Origin of the sequence: Jiangella aurantiaca (assembly GCF_004349105.1) — a bacterium.
GTDB classification, from domain to species: domain Bacteria; phylum Actinomycetota; class Actinomycetes; order Jiangellales; family Jiangellaceae; genus Jiangella; species Jiangella aurantiaca.
The window spans coordinates 36,248-54,932 of record NZ_SMLB01000043.1 but is presented as its reverse complement, the minus strand read 5'-3'; the positions used below and the strand labels follow the sequence as shown (position 1 = coordinate 54,932).

Here is an 18,685-nt window from a genome sequence, read left to right as displayed (position 1 = left end):
GGCGTCGCCGTCGGGGTCGGGGTGTCCGATGGCGGTTCGGACGGCAGCGTTGCGGACTGACCGGAGTCCTGCGGGCTGGCCGACGCCGGCTCGTCGCGGCCGAACTGGTTCAGGCCGATCAGCACGGCCGACACCACGGCGACGGCGAGCACGGCGATGAGTGCGCCCACGCCGGCCTTCCTGCCACGCGTCACGATGGTTCCTTCCCCTCCTGACGGCGTCCCCTCGACGCCGCTCCCACCCTCAAAGACTCATAAATCCTGGACCAGGTTGCCGCAATGACGCCGCAATCTCCATCACGACTCGGTATCGGCGTCACGGAAGTCTCGGACATTTCGTGTTTATCGAGCTGAATCGGTAGTAATCGAGCGCGGGCGCTCACTGTGCCAGGGAATCGGCCGCCGCCGCAGCCGGTTGTGCGAACTGTGATGTCGGGCACGCGCGGACCGCGCCGGGTGATGATGCTGAGCGTCCACACCTCGCCGCTCGACCAGCCCGGTGGCGGCAACGCCGGCGGCATGAACGTCTACGTCGTCGAGCTGGCTCGCCGGCTGGCCGCGCTCGGCGTCGAGGTCGAGGTGTTCACCCGGGCCACGGCGTCCGGGCAGCCGCCGGTCGTCCAGACCGCGCCGGGCGTCCTGGTCCGGCACATCGCCGCCGGCCCCTACGAGCTGCTCCCCGTCGCCGAGGTGCCGGCGCAGCTGTGCGCGTTCACGTCAGGCGTGCTGCGCGCCGAGGCGAAGCGCCTGCCCGGCTGGTACGACCTCGTGCACTCGCACTACTGGCTCTCCGGCCACGTCGGCTGGCTGGCGACCAGCCGCTGGGGCGTCCCGCTGGTGCACTCCATGCACACCATGTCCAAGGTGAAGAACCTGTCGCTGGCAGACGGCGAACTGCCGGAGCCGCGCGAACGGGAGCTGGGTGAGGAGCAGGTCGTCGCGGCTGCCGACCTGCTGGTGGCCAGCACCGACGACGAGGCCGCCCAGCTGGTCGGGCTGTATGGCGCCGACCCCGCACAGGTGGCGACGATCCCACCGGGAGTCGACCTCGACGTGTTCGCGCCCGGCCCGGCGGCCGCCGCCCGGGCCCGGCTGGGGCTGCCGGCCGACGCCGTCGTGCTGCTGTTCGCCGGGCGCATCCAGCCGCTCAAGGCGCCCGACGTGCTGGTGCGGGCCGCGTCGCTGCTCGTGACGCGGGACCCGGCGCTGCGCGAGCGGTTGGTCGTCGCCGTCGTGGGCGGTCCGTCGGGCAGCGGTCTGGCCGAGCCCCACGCGCTGACGCGGCTGGCGCATACGCTCGATGTCGCCGACGTCGTCCGGTTCGAACCGCCGGTGGACCAGCGGGAGCTGGCCGACTGGTACCGCGCCGCCGACCTCACTGCAGTCCCGTCCTACAGCGAGTCGTTCGGGCTCGTGGCGCTGGAGTCGCAGGCCTGCGGCACGCCGGTCGTCGCGGCCGCGGTGGGCGGGCTGCGCACCGCCGTGGCCCACGACGTGTCCGGCCTGCTGGTCGAGGGCCACGACCCGGCCGACTGGGCTGACGCCGTCGCCGGGCTGATCGGCGACCCGGACCGGCTGCGCCGGCTCGGCACCGGCGCTGTGGCGCACGCGGCGGAGTTCGGCTGGGACGCCACCGCGGCCCGTATGCTCGACGTCTACACGACAGCGTTGCGGCACCGGCAGGTGATGACAGCATGACGACCGACGACGGTCCCGCGGCGGTCGTCCGTGCCTACCTCGGCGACTCCGGCCAGCCGTGGAACGAGCCCGCCCCCGGTGAGTTCGCCGTCGAGCTGCCCGGCGAGCGGAAGCTGAAGACATCCTGCAGCCTGGCCGTCCGCGACCACAGCCTGGTCGTCAACGCGTTCGTCGCCCGCAAGCCCGACGAGAACCACGAGGCCGTCTACCGCTGGCTGCTCGAGCGCAACGCCCGGCTGTCCGGCATCGCGTTCGCCGTCGACCAGGCCGGCGACATCTACCTCGTCGGGCGGCTGCCGCTGCACGCCGTCACCGCCGCCGAAATCGACCGCCTGCTCGGCGTCGTGCTCGACACCGCCGACTCTTCGTTCAACACCGTCCTGGAGCTCGGGTTCGCCTCATCCATCCGGCGCGAGTGGGAATGGCGCCTCGCCCGCGGCGAGTCCACCCGCAACCTGGCCGCCTTCGAGCACCTCCGCCCCGCCCCGTAAGCTGAGGGCCATGACCTATCGCCTGGTGCTGCTCCGTCACGGTGAGAGCGAGTGGAACGCGAAGAACCTGTTCACCGGCTGGGTCGACGTCGACCTCACCGCGGCCGGCGAGGCCGAGGCCCGGCGCGGCGGCGAGCTGATGACGTCGCGCGGCGTGCTGCCCGACGTCCTGCACACCAGCGTGCTGCGCAGGGCCATCCGCACCGCCAACATCACCCTCGACGTCGCCGACCGCCACTGGGTGCCGGTCAAGCGGTCGTGGCGGCTCAACGAGCGCCACTACGGTGCGCTGCAGGGCAAGGACAAGAAGCAGACGCTGGCCGAGTTCGGCGAAGAGCAGTTCATGCTCTGGCGCCGCTCGTACGACACCCCTCCGCCGCCGATCGACCCCGGCGACGAGTTCGCGCAGACCGGCGACCCGCGCTACGCCGACCTTCCGCCCGAGCTGCTGCCGGCCACCGAGTGCCTGAAGGACGTGCTCGGCCGGTTCCTGCCGTACTGGTACGACGCCATCGTGCCCGACCTGCGCCGCGGCCAGACGGTCGCCGTCGTCGCGCACGGCAACTCGCTGCGGGCGCTGGTCAAGCATCTCGACGACATCTCCGACGACGCCATCGCCGGCCTGAACATCCCCACCGGCGTGCCGCTGCTCTACGAGCTGGACGAGTCGCTGCGCCCGGTCACGAGGGGTGGCGAGTACCTCGACCCCGAGGCCGCCGCAGCGGCCATCGAAGCAGTCAAGAACCAGGGCCGCTAGCCCGGGCCGCGTCGGCCGCAAGGGGGAACGACGCATGGCAGTGACCGACATCGCCATCGAGAAGATCAAGCAGATGATCGTCAGCGGGGAGCTGAGTCCCGGCGATCGGCTGCCGCGCGAGGCTGACCTCGCCGAGCGCTTGGGGCTGTCGCGCAGCTCGCTGCGCGAGGCGGTGCGGGCGCTGTCGCTGATCCACGTGCTCGACGTGCGGCAGGGCGACGGGACCTACGTCACCAGCCTGTCGCCGCACCTGCTGCTCGACGCGATGGCGTTCGTCGTCGACTTCCACCGCGACGACACCGTCCTGCACTTCCTCGAGGTGCGCCGCATCATCGAGCCGGCCGCCGCGGCCATGGCGGCCGTGCGGATGAGCGACGACGCCATCGCGAAGCTCGACGAGATCATGGCGCCGCTGGGCCCGGACACCGGCGTCGAGGAGCTGGTCGCCAGCGACCTGGAGTTCCACCGGCTGATCGCCGAGGGCTCCGGCAACCCGGTGCTCTGCTCGCTGGTCGAGAGCCTGTCGGGGCCCACGCACCGGGCCCGGGTCTGGCGCGGCCTGACCCAGGAGGCGGCTACGGCCCGGACGCTGAGCGAGCACCGGTCCATCGTCGCGGCGATCCGGGCGCGGCAGCCCGACATCGCCCGCTCATGGGCGACGGTGCACGTGGCCGGCGTCGAGCAGTGGCTGCGCGAGGCGCTCACCCCCGCGGAGGACGTCGCCGAAGACGGTTGGCCCAAGGCCGGCCGCGAGGTCCCAGGCGGCGAGTACCACTAGGGAGAGGGGTAGAGGTCAGTGGCCGGCGGTGCTGTCGGCCCATTCGATCTCGCCGGTCACCAGGTAGCGCACGTTGGTGGCGATGTGCACGGCGTGGTCGGCGAATCGCTCGTAGTAGCGGCCCAGCAGCGCGATGTCGACGGCCGCCTCGACGCCGCGGTCCCACTCGTCGTCGAGCAGTACGGCGAACAGCGACCGGTGCAGGCTGTCCATCTCGTTGTCGTCGCGCGCCAGCGCCGCGGCGGCGTCGAGGTCGCGGGTGCGCAGTACCTCAACGGCTTTGCTCGACATGTCGCAGGCGGCGCGGCCCATGGCGGCGAAGGTGTCGCGCAGCTCCTCGGGCACGGCGTGGTCGGGGTAGCGCATCCGCGCGACCTTGGCGACGTGGACGGCGAGGTCGCCCATGCGCTCGGCGTCGGACGTGGTGCGCAGGGCGGACGTGACGATGCGCAGCTCCGAGGCGACCGGGCCCTGAGTGGCCATCAGCTCGAGCACCTGCTCGTCGATCTCGAGCTGGTCGCGGTTGATGCTGGAGTCGGACGCCATGGCCTGCTCGGCGGCGTCGAGGTCGGCCTCGAGCAACGCCTTGGTGGCCAGCCCCATCAGCTCACCGGTCTTGCGGATCATCCCGATCAGCCGGCCGTTGACCTCGTCGAGCTGCTCGTGATACGCCTCGCGCATTGGCTTCGTCATCCTGTCGTCCTCGGGGTGGGCACGTTGCTTCCCGTCTGATCAGCGTAGGTGCAATTGATGGACGGGCAGCGCCGCAAGGTGAATGGGCCGCGAAGTCTCGGTGAACATGCGGCCGAATTCGCGGCGTGAAGTGTCTTGAAGTGGAGATGAACCCGGCTGCGGCACATACCATCGGTAGATGTGGATGCCGTGACAGCCGGAGCGCTGGCCGCGTGTGTCGGCGCAGCGGTCGGCCTCGCGGCGGGTCTGGCGTTCAAAGTCAGTGAGCGTGCCCAGCATCCGCCGGAGCCGCCACGGACGTCGCGCGTCCCCGAGGGCGTCGACGAGGTCCTGTCGGTGCTGCGGTCCAGCGCCATCGTCCTCGACAGCGCCCTCGACGTCGTCAAGGCCAGCCCGTCGGCGTACGCGTTCGGCCTGGTCCGGCACGACCGCGTCGCGGTGCCCGAGCTGGTCGAGCTGACCGAGCGGGTCCGCCGCGACGGCCAGATCCGCGAGGTCCAGCTGGAGATCCCGCGGTCGCGCGACACCACCCAGACGCTGTACGTGTCGGCCCGGGTCGCTCCGCTCAACAGCAAGCTGCTGCTGGCGTTGGTCGAGGATCGCACCCACGAGATCCGCGTCGACGAGGTCCGCCGCGACTTCGTCGCCAACGTGTCGCACGAGCTGAAGACCCCGGTGGGTGCGCTGCTGCTGCTCGCCGAGGCGGTGGAGGACGCCAAGGACGACCCCGAGGCGGTGCAGCGCTTCGCCGAGCGCATGCAGCGCGAGGGTGCCCGGCTCACCCGGCTGGTCCAGGAGATCATCGACCTGTCCCGGCTGCAGTACGACGACCCCGTCGCGTCGCCGGAGTCCGTCGACGTCGACAGCGTCGTCGAGGCCGCACTCGACCGCAGCCGCGTGGAGGCCGAGAAGCACAAGATCCGGCTCACCGCCGGCGGCACGCCCGGACTGCAGGTGCTGGGCAACGTCGAGCAGCTGGTCATCGCGCTGGGCAACCTCGTCGAGAACGCCGTGAACTACAGCCCTCCCAATACCCGCGTCGCCGTCGGAGTACGCCGTCGTGACGACCTCGTCGAGATCAGCGTCACCGACCAGGGCTTCGGCATCGCCGAGAGCGAGCTGGACCGCATCTTCGAGCGGTTCTACCGGGTCGATCCGGCCCGTTCCCGGGCCACCGGTGGCACCGGCCTGGGACTGTCCATCGTCAAGCACATCGCCGCCAGCCACGGCGGCGAGGTAGGCGTGTGGAGCGTGCAGGGAGCAGGATCCACCTTCACCCTGCGACTGCCGCTGCACCCGCAGCGAACCGGGCAACCGTCCGCGTTCGAGACGCCAGTTGGTAAGGAGACGCCGTGACCCGCGTGCTCGTCGTCGAGGATGAGGATTCGTTCAGCGACGCCCTGTCGTACATGCTCCGGAAGGAGGGCTTCGAGGTCGCCGTCTCCGTGACCGGCGACGACGCCCTCGACGAGTTCGACCGGGGCGGGGCGGACCTCGTACTGCTCGACCTCATGCTGCCGGGCCTGTCCGGGACCGAGGTCTGCCGTCAGCTGCGGCAGCGCTCCAACGTCCCGGTCATCATGCTGACCGCCAAGGACTCCGAGGTCGACAAGGTCGTCGGACTGGAGCTGGGCGCCGACGACTACGTCACCAAGCCGTTCTCCTCGCGCGAGCTGGTCGCCCGCATCCGGGCGGTGCTGCGACGCGGGACCGAGCCCACTGAGGCCAGCCAAGCCGTGCTGGGCGCCGGCCCGGTCCGCATGGACGTCGACCGCCACGTGGTCACCGTCAACGGCGACACCGTCCGGCTGCCGCTGAAGGAGTTCGAGCTGCTCGAGCTGTTGCTGCGCAACGCCGGTCGGGTGCTGACCCGCGCCCAGCTGATCGACCGCATCTGGGGCGCCGACTACGTGGGCGACACCAAGACTCTGGACGTGCACGTGAAGCGGCTGCGGGCGAAGATCGAGCCCGACCCCGCGGCGCCGACCTACCTGCTCACCGTCCGCGGCCTGGGCTACAAGCTGGAGGCCTGAGCCAGGTTCGCGCACGACTGCCGCCGGGCGCGGGTGCCATCATGAGGTTTTCTGCTGCGTCAACACGCTTGCAGGCGTATTGACGCGCCAGAAATCGTGGTGATGTACGCGATCGTGGATGGTCTGATCATTCAAGGCGCCGGATGTGAGGCCAGGTTCGCGCGGAGGACGGCGGCCAGCTCGTCGCGGACGACGCAGGCGTCGAACGCGAACGACGCGGCCAGCTCGCCGGCCTCGTCCGGGGTGACGCCTTCGAAGCAGGCGCCGAACCGCTCGGCCAGCGGCTCGGCCAGCAGGATGTTGCGCACCAGCAGGCCGAGCCAGGCGCGCCGGCCCCACGGGTACGGCGCGAAGCCGGGGAACTCCCGGTCGAACAGCTCCTCGATCGGCTGCATGACAGCGCGGACGTTGCGGTCGGTGCCGCCCCATGAATCGGTGCCGAGGCGGTTCTTCCGCTCCAGCTCCGGTGCGATTCGCCGCAGGTACGGCGAGTCGGCGCGGGCGTGCACCAGCCCCTGCAGCCCGACGTCCTTGTACGTCCACAGCGACCAGCTGGCGCCGTGCTCGTCGTAGATCGCCAACTGGTCGGCCAGCAGGCGCAGGCAGGCCTCGTCCCGCTCGCGGTCGCCGGTGTAGATGGGGCCGAACTCGCCGATCCAGATCGGGGTGCCGGTGCGACGCATGAACTCCGTCCGGCGCAGGAAGGTCTGCTCCAGCACGTCGCGGTCGAACCACTCGCCGCGGGTCACGCCCGGGTAGGCGCCGTCGCGGGCGATGCCGGGCAGCGCGTAGTCGTGCGCGGTGTAGACGGTGGCGGGGAAAGGCTCGGCGAACATCGAGAAGTCGGTCGAGTAGCGGTTGCCGTCGAGGAACAGCACGTGCCGCGGGTCGACGGCGCGGATGGCCGCCTCCAGGCGCTCGTAGAACGGTCCGATCGCCTCCCCGCTGGGATCGCCGGGCTCGTTGAGCGGGTTGTAGCCGGCGACGGCGGGCTCGTCGCGGTAGCGGTCGGCCAGCGCCTCCCACAGGTGCACGACGCGGTCCTGGAAGTGCCGGTGCTGCCAGAAGAACGCCTGGTGGGTGGGGTTGTCGCTGTGCCAGTTCTGGTTCTGGTAGCCGGGCGCGGCGTGCAGGTCGAGAATCGCGTAGAGGCCGTGCCGGGCGCACGCCCGCACCGCCTGGTCCAGCCGGCGGAAACCGGACTCCTTCAGCTCGAACGAGCGGTCGTCGTCCTCGAAGTGCCGGTAGCCGAACGGCACTCGGACGGCGTTGACGCCCAGGCCGGTGAGGAACGAGGCGTCGGCGTCGGCGAAGAAGTCGTCGAGGAACCGGTCGAAGAACCGCTTGTAGCCCTCGGGGCCGAGCGCCACCCGCAGCGCGGCGCGGTGCTGCGACTCCGTCCCGGCATAGCCGGTGATGAAGTTCTCCATGTTCATCCAGCCGCCCAGACCGACGCCGCGCAGCCGTACCGGCCGGCCCTGGTCGTCGGTGAGCCGGGTGCCGTCGAACCGGATCCATGGCAGCGACATGTAGCCCCCTCGAGAACAATCTAGAAACCGGTTCCTGAGAAGGCTAGCCAGATGGTATGGGGCCATGCAACCATGTCGAAACACGCGAGTAGAACCGATTCAATTCGGCACGTTCCACTGGGAAACCGGTAACTCGCCGGCACTGCTTCGGAGAGAGGACGAGCACGATGGGGCACCTGATGGGACGCGGCGCGATGCGGCGCCGCGCGGCGATCGGGGTCACGGCGGCCGCGTTGCTGGCCGTCTCGGCATGCGGCGGTGGCAGCGCGGAGTCCAGCGACTCCGGTGAGGTGACGCTGCGCTTCGCCTGGTGGGGCAATGACGAGCGGGCCCGGATCACCCAGCAGGCCATCGACGCGTTCGAGGCGGAGCACCCGGACATCACCGTCGAGGCCGAGCCGCTGGACTTCGAGGGCTACTTCGACCGCCTCGCCACCAGCGTCGCCGCGCGCGACGCTCCGGACGTCATCACGCTGGGGGGTGCCTACCCACGTGAGTACGGCGACCGCGGCGCGCTGCTGGATCTGTCGACCGTGGCGGAGCAGCTGCCCACCGACGACATCGACGAGGCGGCCCTGAGCAACGGGTTCTTCAGCGGTGTGCAGTACAGCATCCCCACCGGCGTCAACACGTATTGCGTCGTGGTCAACCCGGAGGTCTTCGCCGCCGCCGGCGTGCCGCTGCCCGACGACACCACCTGGACGTGGGACGACTTCGTCGCCATCGCCCAGCGGATCTCCGACGCCTCGCCGGAGGGTACCTACGGTGCGGCCGACCCGACCAGCGCCGACACCCTCGACCTCTTCGCGCGCCAGCGAACCGGCTCGGGCCTGTACACCGAAGACGGCGGCGTCGCGGTCGAGCCCGCCACCGCAGCGGAGTGGTGGACCATGACGAAGGCGATGAGCCAGTCCGGCGCCACCCCGCCGGCCACGCTCACGGCCGAGCTGGGCGGCCAGCCATCGCCCGAGCAGACCCTGATGGGCCGCGGCCTGGCCGGCATGCAACTGGACTGGAGCAACCAGCTGACCGCGCTGCGCACCGCGTCCGGCGCGCCACTGGAGCTGCTGCGCGCACCGGGGGAGTCGGACGGCGTCGCGCCCGGCATGTGGCTGCAGGCGTCGCAGTCGTACGCCGTCTCGTCGACCAGCGAACACCCCGAAGAGGCGGCAATGCTCATCGACTTTCTCGTCAACAGCGAGGAGGCGGCGTCGTTCATCCTCGCCGACCGCGGGCTGCCGGCCAACGCCGAGGTCCTGGAGGCCATCACGCCGCAGCTGGACGAGCACACGACGGCGCAGGCGGAGTTCATCGCGGAGATCAGCGAGGACGTGAACCCCGACCTCGTCATCGGCCCGGCCGGCTCGACCGAGACCCGGAACATCGTCATCCGGCTGAACGACGAGGTGCTCTTCGACCGGATATCGGTCGACGACGCCGCGACGTCGCTCGTCGACGAGGTGAGCGCCGCCATCGCACAGTGACGCGGCGCGGGCCACGGCCCGCGTCGAAGGGGGAGATCGCATCGGGGGGACCACACCATCGAGAGGAGACCCCATGATCCGATCGCGACCCCGCGTCGTCCGCACCCGGCGGGTCGTTGCCGTCGCGCTCGCCACCACCCTGTGCACGGTGGCGACCGCGGCGGCGACCGGAGCGCAGGCCGAACCCGCGGCGACCGGGCCGGCTGCCGGCGCACAGACCGAGCCGCTCCTCGCCTTCCCCGGCGCCGAGGGTTTCGGCCGGTACGCCACCGGCGGCCGCGGTGGCACCGTCTACCACGTGACGAACCTCGACGACAGCGGTCCCGGCTCGTTCCGCGACGCGGTGAGCGAGCCGAACCGTACGATCGTGTTCGAGGTCGGTGGCGTCATCACCATCGGCGAGCGCATCCGGGTGGCGCCGAACATCACCATCGCCGGACAGACCGCGCCGGGCGAGGGCATCACGATCTACGGCAACGGGCTGTCGTTCACCGACGCGAACGGCACCATCGCGCGGCACTTCCGGGTACGGCAGGGGATCGGCGGCGACTCCGGCACCGACGCGATCACGGTGGTCACCGGCGACACGATGATCTTCGACCACCTCTCCGTCACCTGGGGCCGCGACGAGGTGTTCTCGGTCAGCAACGGCGACCCGGCCGACGGCGCGCACAACGTCACCATCCAGAACTCGATCCTGGGCCAGGGTCTGGACACCCACTCCGCCGGCGGCCTGATCGAGACGGCCGGCGGCGTCAGCCTGTTACGCAACCTCTACCTCGACAACGACATCCGCAACCCCAAGGTCAAGGGCGTCAACCAGTACGTCAACAACGTCGTCTACAACTGGCGGCGCGAGGCCTACATCCTGGGAGGCTCGCAGTGGACGTCGGAGGCCAACGTCCAGAACAACTATTTCATCGCCGGCCCCAGCACCGAGACCGGGCCGTTCACCCGTGGCAACGAGAACTTCCACCTGTTCGCCGAGGACAACTACCACGACGCCGACCGCGACGGAGCCCTCGACGGGTACGAGGTGCCGCGCGAGGAGTACACAACGGTCACCTGGATGGAGAAGCCGTACCCGTATCCGCCGGTCGCCGACCTGATGGACCCGGACGACGCCTACGAGTACGTCGTAGAGCATGCCGGCGCCTCGCTGAACCGCGACCGCGTCGACGGTCTGCTGGTCGGTGAGGTCACCTCGCTGGGCCGCAAGGGCGCGATCATCAGCGACGAGAACGCGCCGCCGATCAACGGGCCGGGGCCGGTCCGCGGCGGGGACGCCCCGCGCGACACCGACCGCGACGGCATGCCGGACTGGTGGGAGCGCCTGCGCGACCTCGACCCCGAGGTGCCCGGCAACAACGCCGACGGCGACGGCGACGGCTACACCGATCTCGAGGAGTACCTCAACTGGCGAGCGAGCCACTGACGGCGTGATCGACGCCGCGAGGAGCCGGCCCGGCGGTCAGGCGCCGTTGGCGACCGACGCCGCCGGGCCGGTGCTCCCGCGGACGACCAGGCGCGGCCGGAACCGGGCGTCGGCCGGCGGCGGCTCGCCGTTCAGCAGTGCCCACAGACGCTGCCAGGCCCGCTCACCCAGCTCGGTCGGCGGTACCGCGGCGGTGGTGAGCGGCGGCGTCGTGTACCGGGCGAACGGGATGTCGTCGAAGCCGGCCACGGAGATCTGCCTGGGCACCGAGACGCCCAGTTCGTGCAGGCCCGACAGCGCGCCGAAGGCCACCAGGTCGTTGTAGGCGATGACGGCCGTGCAGCCGTCGTCGAGCAGCCGGCCGGCGACTGCGTGGCCGTCACTGAACGTGGCGCCGCACTCGTGCTCGACCAGCTCGACGCGTCCGGCCGCGGCGAACCCGCGCAGCGTGCTGAGTCGTTGCTGGTTGGACGAGCTGGTGGGCGGGCCGGCGAGGTAGGCGAGCCGGTGGTGCCCCAGCCCCTGCAGGTGGGAGACGAGATCGCGGATGCCGGCCGCGTAGTCGACGTTCACCGATGGCACCGAGAACCCCACGGCGTCGCGGTTGACCAGGACGAACGGGGCCAGCTTGGGCGCCAGCGCGGCCAGCTCGCCGTCGGGCATGCGCGGTGCGCAGAGCACGAGGCCGTCGCAGCGCCGGCGAGCCTCGAGGGCGATCAGGCCCTCCTCGGCGACGTTCTCCTCGGAGTCGGCGACCAGTAGGCGGTGACCTTGGGTGGCGGCGGCGTGGCTGAGGCTGCGCAGCACGTCCTGGAACATCGGGTTGGCGAGGTCGGGCACGACCAATGCGATGGTGGTGGTGCGGCCGACCGCGAGGCTGCGGGCGAGCACGCTGGGCTGGTAGTTGAGCGCCGAGGCGGCCTCCCTGACCCGCTCGGCCAGATGTGGCGCCACGGTGGAGCTGCCGTTCATGACGCGCGACACCGTCGCCCGGGAGACCCCGGCCAGTTCGGCCACCCGGCTGATCGTGGCCGGCCGGGTGTCGTCGTCGGTCTCCGCCGTCATGGTCCCCCTCCCCGGCGTGCCCGTCGACACGGACGAGGCACTGATCGTATCGCTCACGAGGCCACCGTCACGGCCCACGGCAGACCCTGCTCCCGGAAGGTGCGCAGCGTCGTCGCGGCGCGGTCGACGGCGTCGTCGACGCCGCTCACCACGGGGTGCCGGCCGGGGCCGTCGCCGACGAGCACACGGTGCGGTTCGGTGATGCGCGTCGGTGGCGATGACGTGCGGACGGCCTCGAGCACCTCCGTGAACGCCCCCGATCGCTCCAGCGGCGAGATGAGCGGCACCGACGGGTCGCGCCGGTGCGCCAGCAGGTTCTCGAGCAGGTCGGTGAAGGGGAACTCGCGCGTGGTCGTGGCCTCCGGGGTCGTCAGGTCGACCCGGCCGGTCTTGTACCAGAGCACCGCACGGCCGCGGCTGCCCACGACCACGACGTACGGCTCGCGCGACTCCCGCGCGCACAGCGTCAGGGCCGCGACGACGATGCTGCCGCCCGTCGTCGTGACGCGTACGCACGAGGTGTCGTCGGCCTCGATGTCGTTGGCGCGGAACAGCTCGGTGCGCACGTCGGCGAGGTCGCCGCGCCGGTCGCTGCCGTCCAGGCGCAGCGCCGTGGACAGCGCGTGAGCGAGCGGGTTGGTGACAACGCCGTCGACCACCGGGTGGCCGTCGAGCTCGCGCCGGCCGGCCCAGGCCGACCGTTCCCAGTAGGCCCGGGTGCGGACCCAGGCGCCGGCCGCTCCCACCCCGCGGACCTCGCCGATGACGCCGTCGGCGACCAGCTGCTGGACGTGCTCTATGGCGTCGGTGCCGAAGCTCTGGAATCCGACCTGGCAGCGTCGGCCGGTGCGGGCCAGCTGATGCGTCAGAGCGTCGAACCCGGCCAGCGTGGGCGTGGGTGGCTTCTCCAGCAGTACGTCGGCGCCGGCGGCCAGCGCCGCCTCCGCGAGGTCGAGATGCCGGTGGATGGGCGCGGCGACGATGACGACGTCAGCGTTCACCTTGTCGAGCAGCTCGGGCAGGCCGTCGGTCCACGGCGTGCCGGCCGGTACGCCGTCGAGGTCCGGCGACGGCGGCCGCGGATCGCAGATGCCGGCCAGCTCGGCGGTGCCCGAGGCGGCGAGTCCGGCCAGCCGCCGCAGGTAGATGGCCCCGTAGCCGTAGGCGCCGGCGAGCACGACACGTGCGGGAGCCGGGCGGCGGGTCATGGGCACCTCCGAGGCGGGCGTCGATCTAGTAACCGGTATCTCAGCGTAGCGTACAGTCACTAGCTGCGGATTCGCAGCCGATCGCCGCGGGCTCTTGCTCACAATTGACACCCGCCCGTACGCTTGCTAGAAATCGGTATCTCGACGGACAGCGCTTTCCTCCGCTTGTTCCTGGCCGCGACCGTGCCCGTCGATCACAGAGACCGCGAGGAGGTCACCGATGACCACCGTCCCGACGTTCTCGCGCGGGCGGGCGCCCGGCGAGCCACCACCGCAGGCGGCGGTCGGTCCGCCCGAGCCGCGCCGGAACCGGCGCAGTCCGCTCGCCAAACGCGAGGGCCGCGTGGCCTATCTGTTCCTCGCGCCCTGGTTCATCGGGATGGTGGTCATCACCATCGGCCCGATCCTGGGCTCGCTGTACCTCTCGTTCACCGAGTACAGCCTGCTGCAGCCGCCGGAGTGGCTGGGCCTGGAGAACTACCGGCGCATGCTCGACGACGAGCGGCTGCACACCGCGCTGCGCGTGACGTTCACCTACGTGTTCGTGTCGGTGCCGCTGCAGCTGGCGCTGGCGCTCGCGCTGGCGTTCTTCCTTGACCGCGGCGTGCGCGGCCTGGCGCTTTACCGGTCGATCTACTACCTGCCGTCGCTGCTCGGCGGCAGCGTGGCGATCGCCATCCTCTGGCGGCAGATCTTCGGCACCGAGGGCCTGATCAACCAGCTGCTCGGCATGGTCGGGATCGAGGGCGAGGGCTGGGTCTCCCATCCCGACCACGCGCTGTCCACGCTGATCGTGCTGAACGTGTGGACGTTCGGCGCGCCGATGGTGATCTTCCTGGCCGGGCTGCGGCAGATCCCGACCATGTACTACGAGGCGGCCGAGGTCGACGGTGCCGGCGGGTTCACCAGGTTCTGGCGCATCACCATCCCGCTGCTCACGCCGATCATCTTCTTCAACCTCGTGCTGCAGATCATCGGGTCGTTCCAGACCTTCACGCAGGCGTTCATCGTCAGCGGCGGCACCGGAGGACCGGCCGACTCCACGCTCTTCTACACGCTCTACACGTACCAGCGCGGCTTCGGCTCGTTCGAGATGGGCTACGCGTCGGCGCTGGCCTGGGTCCTGCTGGTCATCATCGCCGGCTTCACGGCGATCAACTTCCTCGCGGCGAAGCGGTGGGTGCACTATGGCGACTGACCTCGAATCGATCGCCGCGCCGGATCCCGCGGCCCTGGCCGCCCGGCGTCGCCGCGACGGCCGCAGGCGCCGGCTGCTCAAGCACGTCGTGCTCATCGTGTTCGGCTTCGCGATGCTCTATCCGCTGCTGTGGATGGTGTCGAGCTCGTTCAAGCCGTCGGACCTGATCTTCCGCGACGCGTCGATCATCCCGAGCGAGTTCGACTTCGGCAACTACACCGAGGGCTGGAACGCCCTGGCCCGCCCGTTCCACCACTACCTGATCAACTCGGCGATCATCGTCGGCTTCTCGGTGGTGGGCAACCTGCTCAGTTGCGCGATGGCCGCCTACGCGTTCGCCCGGCTGCAGTTCCGCGGCCGGCGGCTGTTCTTCGCCGCGATGCTCGGCACCATCATGCTGCCGATCCACGTGGTCATCGTGCCGCAGTACATCCTGTTCTCGGAGCTGGACTGGATCAACACGTACTACCCGCTGATCGTCCCGAAGTTCCTGGCCACCGACGCGTTCTTCATCTTCCTCATGGTGCAGTTCATCCGCGGGCTGCCCCGTGAGCTGGACGACGCCGCGCGTATCGACGGCTGCGGCCACTTCCGGATCTTCTGGCGGATCATCATGCCGCTGTGCCTGCCGGCGCTGGCGACGACGGCGATCTTCACCTTCATCTCGGTGTGGAACGACTTCTACAGCCAGCTGATCTTCGTCACGGACCCCGACCTCTACACCGTGCCCGTCGCGCTGCGCACGTTCGTCGACTCCCAGGGCGAGTCCGCCTGGGGGCCGTTGTTCGCGATGTCGCTGGTCGCGCTGGGGCCGATCTTCGGCTTCTTCCTCGCCGGGCAGCGCTACCTCATGCGTGGCATCGCCACGACCGGCATCAAGTGACCCCTCTCGGAAGGAACCTGACTCATGCGAACCCTCCGTGCCCTGGCCGCCGCGATACCCGTCGCCGTGTTGCTCGCCGCCTGCGGTGGCGACGACACCACTGGCGGCGGTGAAGGCGAGGTCGTCGAGCTGCGCTATGCCTTCTGGGGCAGCGACGACCGGGCGCAGATGACGCAGGACATGATCGACAAGTTCGAGGCCGACAACCCGGACATCCGGGTCGAGATCGACTACGCGGACTTCGGCGCCTACTTCGACAAGCTTGCCACCTCAGTGGCGGCGGGCGACGCGCCGGACATCATGACGATGGGCGGGGCGTACCACAGCGAGTACGCCGGCCGCGGCGCGCTGCTCGACCTGGGCGAGGTCGACGACGTCCTCCGCACCGACGACATCGCCGAAGACATCCTGGCCCACGGCACCATCGACGGCTCGCTGTACGCGATCCCGACCGGCGTCAACGGCTACGCCATGGTGGCCAACCCGGCCGTGTTCGCGGCCGCCGGGCTGGAGCTGCCCGACGACACCAGCTGGACGTGGGACGACTTCGCGCAGCTGTGCACGCAGATCGGCGCGGCCCTCGGCGACACAGGTTACGGCTCACAAGACCTCACCAACCACAACACGCTGGCGCTGTGGGCGCGACAGCACGGTGAGCAGCTCTACACCGAGGACGGCGAGCTCGGCGTCTCCGCGGACACCCTCACCGAGTGGTGGGACTTCTCGCTGCAACTGCGCGACTCCGGCTGCACGCCGCCGGCCACCCGGACCGAGGAACTGGCCAGCCAGAGCGCGCCGGAGCAGACGCTCATCGGCACCAACACGGGCGGTATGGCGCTGGTCTGGTCGAACGTGCTCGAGGCGCTCAGCACCGCCTCGGGCGAGCAGCTCCAGCTGCTCATCCCGCCGGGCGTGGACGGCGGCGAGCCGGGCTCCTGGCTCGGGCCGTCGATGTACTACACGATCTCGGCCCGGACCGAGCACCCGGAGGAGGCCGCGCGGCTGGTCGACTACATGCTCAACGAGCCCGCCGCGGCGGAGTCGTTCCTCACCGACCGCGGCCTGCCGGTCAACAGCGAGGTGCGCGAGGCCATCGTGCCCCAGCTCTCCCCGGTGCAGCAGGCCGAGGCCGAGTACCTCGACCGGCTCCAGGAGGTCGTCGGCGAGCCGGTGCCGCCGGCGCCGGTGGGGTCCACCGAGACCGCTGGCATCGTCACCCGGCTCAACAGCGAGGTGCTGTTCGACCGCATGACGCCGCAGGACGCCGCCGAGCAGGCCGTCGCCGAGATCGGGACGGCGCTGGACCGATGAGCATCGATCGGCGTGCCCTGGTGTCTCGGCATCACGTCGAGGTGACTGAGCTGGACGGGCGGTCCCCACTGTCGGTCGGCAACGGCGAGTTCTGCTTCACCGTCGACCTCACGGGGCTGCAGACCTTCCCGGACCACTACCCGGTCGGGTCGCGCGACGGCAGCCCCGACGGCACGCTGCTGGGCACCCAGGCGCAGTGGGGCTGGCACTCCGTCCCGGCCGGCGACGACGGCGCCGGCTTCCGGCTCGAGGACACGCTGATCACGTACGACACCCCGCGCGGACCGGTGCCGTACGCCGACATGACCGGCAGCATCGGCGCCGGCGGCGACCGCACCGACTCGCCGGCCGAGCTGTGGCTGCGGGCCAACCCGCACCGCCTCGACCTCGGCCGCATCGGCCTGGAGCTGCTCGACGACGACGGCCGGGCGGTGCCGGTCACGCCGGACGACCTCTCCGGCGTGCGCCAGGTGCTCGACCTCTGGCACGGCGTCATCGACAGCACGTTCGCCCTGCGCGGCGAGCCGGTCCGGCTTCTGACGGTGTGCCATCCCGACGCCGACGTGCTGGCGGTCCGGATCGTCTCGGAGGCGATCCGGGCCGGCCGGCTCGCGGTGCGGCTGGCGTTCCCGTACGGATCGCAGAGCTGGCACGACGCCGCCGACTGGACGCGGCCGGAGGCGCACCGCACGACTCTGGAACGCACGGGCGGCGGCTGGCGGGTGGGCCGCGAACTGGACGCCGACGGGTACGCCGTCGCCGTCGCCGGCACCGCGGGCCTGACGGTGACACAGACCGGCGCGCACCTGCTCCGGGCCACCGCCGACACTGCCACGCTCGACCTCGTGGCCGGCTTCGCGCCGTCGGCCGCCGCGCTGCCGCCGTCCCAGACCTTCGAGGAGGTGCGGGCCGCCGCGGCGAGGCACTGGCCGCAGTTCTGGTCCGGCGGCGGGGCCGTCGAGCTGGCCGGCAGCACCGACGAGCGGGCCGCGGAGATCGAGCGGCGCACCGTCCTGTCGCAGTACCTCACCGCGGTGAACTGCGCCGGTTCGCTGCCGCCGCAGGAGACCGGGCTCGTCTGCAACTCCTGGCGCGGCCGATTCCACCTCGAGATGCACTGGTGGCACGCGGCGCACTTCGCGCTGTGGGGCCGGCCCGAGCTGCTGGCCCGCAGCCTCCGCTGGTACCACTCGGCGCTGGACGCGGCCCGGGCGACGGCGAAGCTGCAGGGATACGCCGGCGCGCGCTGGCCCAAGCAGGTCGGGCCCGACGCACGCGAGAGCCCCAGCCCGATCGGGGCGTTCCTCATCTGGCAGCAGCCGCACCCGATCCACCTGGCCGAGCTGCTGTACCGGGCCGCGCCGAGCCGCGAGGTGATCGACGAGTTCGCCGGCATCGTCTTCGAGACCGCCGAGTTCTTGGCCGACTTCCCGGTGCCGACGGAGCGCGGCTTCCAGCTGGGTCCGCCGGTCATCCCGGCGCAGGAGTCGTACGGGTCCATTCGGGCCCGGGCGACCAACCCGAGCTTCGAGCTCGCGTACTGGCACTGGGCGCTGGAGACCGCGCAGACCTGGCGGGCCCGGGCCGGGCTGCCGCCGAACGAGCGATGGAGCACGGTGGCGGCCGGGCTCGCACGGCCGCACGTCCGCGACGGCGTCTACGCCGCCATCGACGTCGAGCCGTACACCATCCGCACCGACCATCCGTCGATGCTCTGCGCCCTGGGCGTGCTGCCGGAGACGCCGCTGATCGACCCGTCGATCATGCGAGCCACCCTGCGCGACGTGCTGGGGGACTGGGACTGGGACAGCACGTGGGGCTGGGACTACCCGGTCCTCGCGATGACGGCGGCGCGCGTCGGCGAGCCGGAGCTGGCGGTCGCGGCGCTGACCATGCCGGTGGGCAAGAACGAGTTCCTCCCGAACGGTCACAACCGGCAGACGTCATCGCTGCCGCTGTACCTGCCGGGCAACGGGGGAGTACTGGCGGCCGTCGCGCTGATGGCCGCCGGCTGGGACGGCGCCGGTGGACCGGCGCCGGGATTCCCGGACGACGGGCGGTGGACGGTCGAGGTCGAAGGCCTCGTCCCCGCTCCTTGACGCGAAACCAGGGACGACCAGACC

16 protein-coding genes and 1 pseudogene are annotated in these 18,685 nt (G+C 71.0%); 12 read left to right on the top strand and 5 right to left on the bottom strand.

Annotated features, from left to right (window positions below):
* Positions 1-194, bottom strand: a pseudogene (locus E1262_RS23290) (hypothetical protein); the annotation flags it as partial.
* A 234-nt stretch (positions 195-428) separates the two neighbouring features.
* On the opposite strand from E1262_RS23290, the gene mshA reads away from it, so the two are divergent.
* The 4 genes from mshA to E1262_RS23270 are packed head-to-tail and all read left to right on the top strand — an operon-like array spanning position 429 to position 3,723.
* Positions 429-1,697 carry a D-inositol-3-phosphate glycosyltransferase gene (gene mshA, locus E1262_RS23285; protein WP_132106106.1) on the top strand — a complete coding sequence of 423 codons (1,269 nt, stop codon included), beginning with the start codon at positions 429-431 and terminating at the stop codon, positions 1,695-1,697.
* Complete coding sequence (locus tag E1262_RS23280; RefSeq protein WP_132106104.1) at positions 1,694-2,188, top strand: type III secretion system chaperone family protein; 495 nt, start codon at positions 1,694-1,696, stop codon at positions 2,186-2,188. The genes mshA and E1262_RS23280 overlap by 4 nt, the downstream gene beginning before the upstream one ends.
* A 10-nt stretch (positions 2,189-2,198) precedes the next feature.
* Entirely contained in the window at positions 2,199-2,945 is a 747-nt protein-coding gene (locus E1262_RS23275) for a phosphoglyceromutase (RefSeq protein ID WP_132106102.1), read from the top strand.
* 34 nt (positions 2,946-2,979) lie between these two features.
* A complete protein-coding gene (locus E1262_RS23270; protein ID WP_132106100.1) occupies positions 2,980-3,723 on the top strand; it encodes a FadR/GntR family transcriptional regulator in 744 nt (247 codons plus the stop codon).
* Between the two features lie 15 nt (positions 3,724-3,738).
* Here the strand turns inward: E1262_RS23270 and phoU are convergent, their stop codons facing one another.
* The gene (phoU, locus tag E1262_RS23265; protein WP_238993025.1) at positions 3,739-4,416 is read right to left on the bottom strand and encodes a phosphate signaling complex protein PhoU; all 678 of its coding nucleotides are present in this window, start codon (positions 4,414-4,416) and stop codon (positions 3,739-3,741) included.
* Positions 4,417-4,596: 180 nt separating this feature from the next.
* Between phoU and E1262_RS23260 the strand changes: the two genes are divergently transcribed.
* Both E1262_RS23260 and E1262_RS23255 read left to right on the top strand, forming a co-directional pair.
* Entirely contained in the window at positions 4,597-5,772 is a 1,176-nt protein-coding gene (locus E1262_RS23260; protein ID WP_238993024.1) for a sensor histidine kinase, read from the top strand.
* On the top strand, positions 5,769-6,449 hold the full coding sequence (locus E1262_RS23255) for a response regulator transcription factor (RefSeq protein ID WP_131987962.1): 681 nt from the start codon (positions 5,769-5,771) through the stop codon (positions 6,447-6,449). The genes E1262_RS23260 and E1262_RS23255 overlap by 4 nt, the downstream gene beginning before the upstream one ends.
* A gap of 131 nt (positions 6,450-6,580) precedes the next feature.
* Here the strand turns inward: E1262_RS23255 and E1262_RS23250 are convergent, their stop codons facing one another.
* Positions 6,581-7,978 (bottom strand): glycoside hydrolase family 5 protein, encoded by a 1,398-nt coding sequence (locus E1262_RS23250; RefSeq protein ID WP_132106096.1) that lies wholly within the window; start codon positions 7,976-7,978, stop codon positions 6,581-6,583.
* Between the two features lie 167 nt (positions 7,979-8,145).
* Between E1262_RS23250 and E1262_RS23245 the strand changes: the two genes are divergently transcribed.
* Positions 8,146-9,462, top strand: a complete 1,317-nt coding sequence (locus tag E1262_RS23245) for an ABC transporter substrate-binding protein (RefSeq protein WP_132106094.1) — start codon at positions 8,146-8,148, stop codon at positions 9,460-9,462.
* 73 nt (positions 9,463-9,535) lie between these two features.
* Entirely contained in the window at positions 9,536-10,897 is a 1,362-nt protein-coding gene (locus E1262_RS23240; RefSeq protein WP_203454265.1) for a pectate lyase family protein, read from the top strand.
* A gap of 36 nt (positions 10,898-10,933) precedes the next feature.
* On the opposite strand, the gene E1262_RS23235 is transcribed toward E1262_RS23240, so the two are convergent.
* A complete protein-coding gene (locus E1262_RS23235) occupies positions 10,934-11,962 on the bottom strand; it encodes a LacI family DNA-binding transcriptional regulator (protein ID WP_132106092.1) in 1,029 nt (342 codons plus the stop codon).
* A 53-nt stretch (positions 11,963-12,015) separates the two neighbouring features.
* The gene (locus E1262_RS23230; protein WP_132106090.1) at positions 12,016-13,170 is read right to left on the bottom strand and encodes a Gfo/Idh/MocA family protein; all 1,155 of its coding nucleotides are present in this window, start codon (positions 13,168-13,170) and stop codon (positions 12,016-12,018) included.
* A gap of 220 nt (positions 13,171-13,390) precedes the next feature.
* Between E1262_RS23230 and E1262_RS23225 the strand changes: the two genes are divergently transcribed.
* The 4 genes from E1262_RS23225 (at position 13,391) to E1262_RS23210 (ending at position 18,661) form a co-directional block, all read left to right on the top strand.
* On the top strand, positions 13,391-14,368 hold the full coding sequence (locus tag E1262_RS23225) for a carbohydrate ABC transporter permease (protein WP_132106088.1): 978 nt from the start codon (positions 13,391-13,393) through the stop codon (positions 14,366-14,368).
* A 112-nt stretch (positions 14,369-14,480) separates the two neighbouring features.
* Positions 14,481-15,251 carry a carbohydrate ABC transporter permease gene (locus tag E1262_RS23220; protein WP_420810556.1) on the top strand — a complete coding sequence of 257 codons (771 nt, stop codon included), beginning with the start codon at positions 14,481-14,483 and terminating at the stop codon, positions 15,249-15,251.
* Positions 15,252-15,275: 24 nt separating this feature from the next.
* Positions 15,276-16,562 carry an ABC transporter substrate-binding protein gene (locus E1262_RS23215; RefSeq protein ID WP_132106083.1) on the top strand — a complete coding sequence of 429 codons (1,287 nt, stop codon included), beginning with the start codon at positions 15,276-15,278 and terminating at the stop codon, positions 16,560-16,562.
* Entirely contained in the window at positions 16,559-18,661 is a 2,103-nt protein-coding gene (locus E1262_RS23210) for a hypothetical protein (protein ID WP_132106081.1), read from the top strand. Before E1262_RS23215 ends, E1262_RS23210 begins: the two co-directional genes overlap by 4 nt.
* The last annotated feature ends 24 nt before the right edge of the window (positions 18,662-18,685 follow it).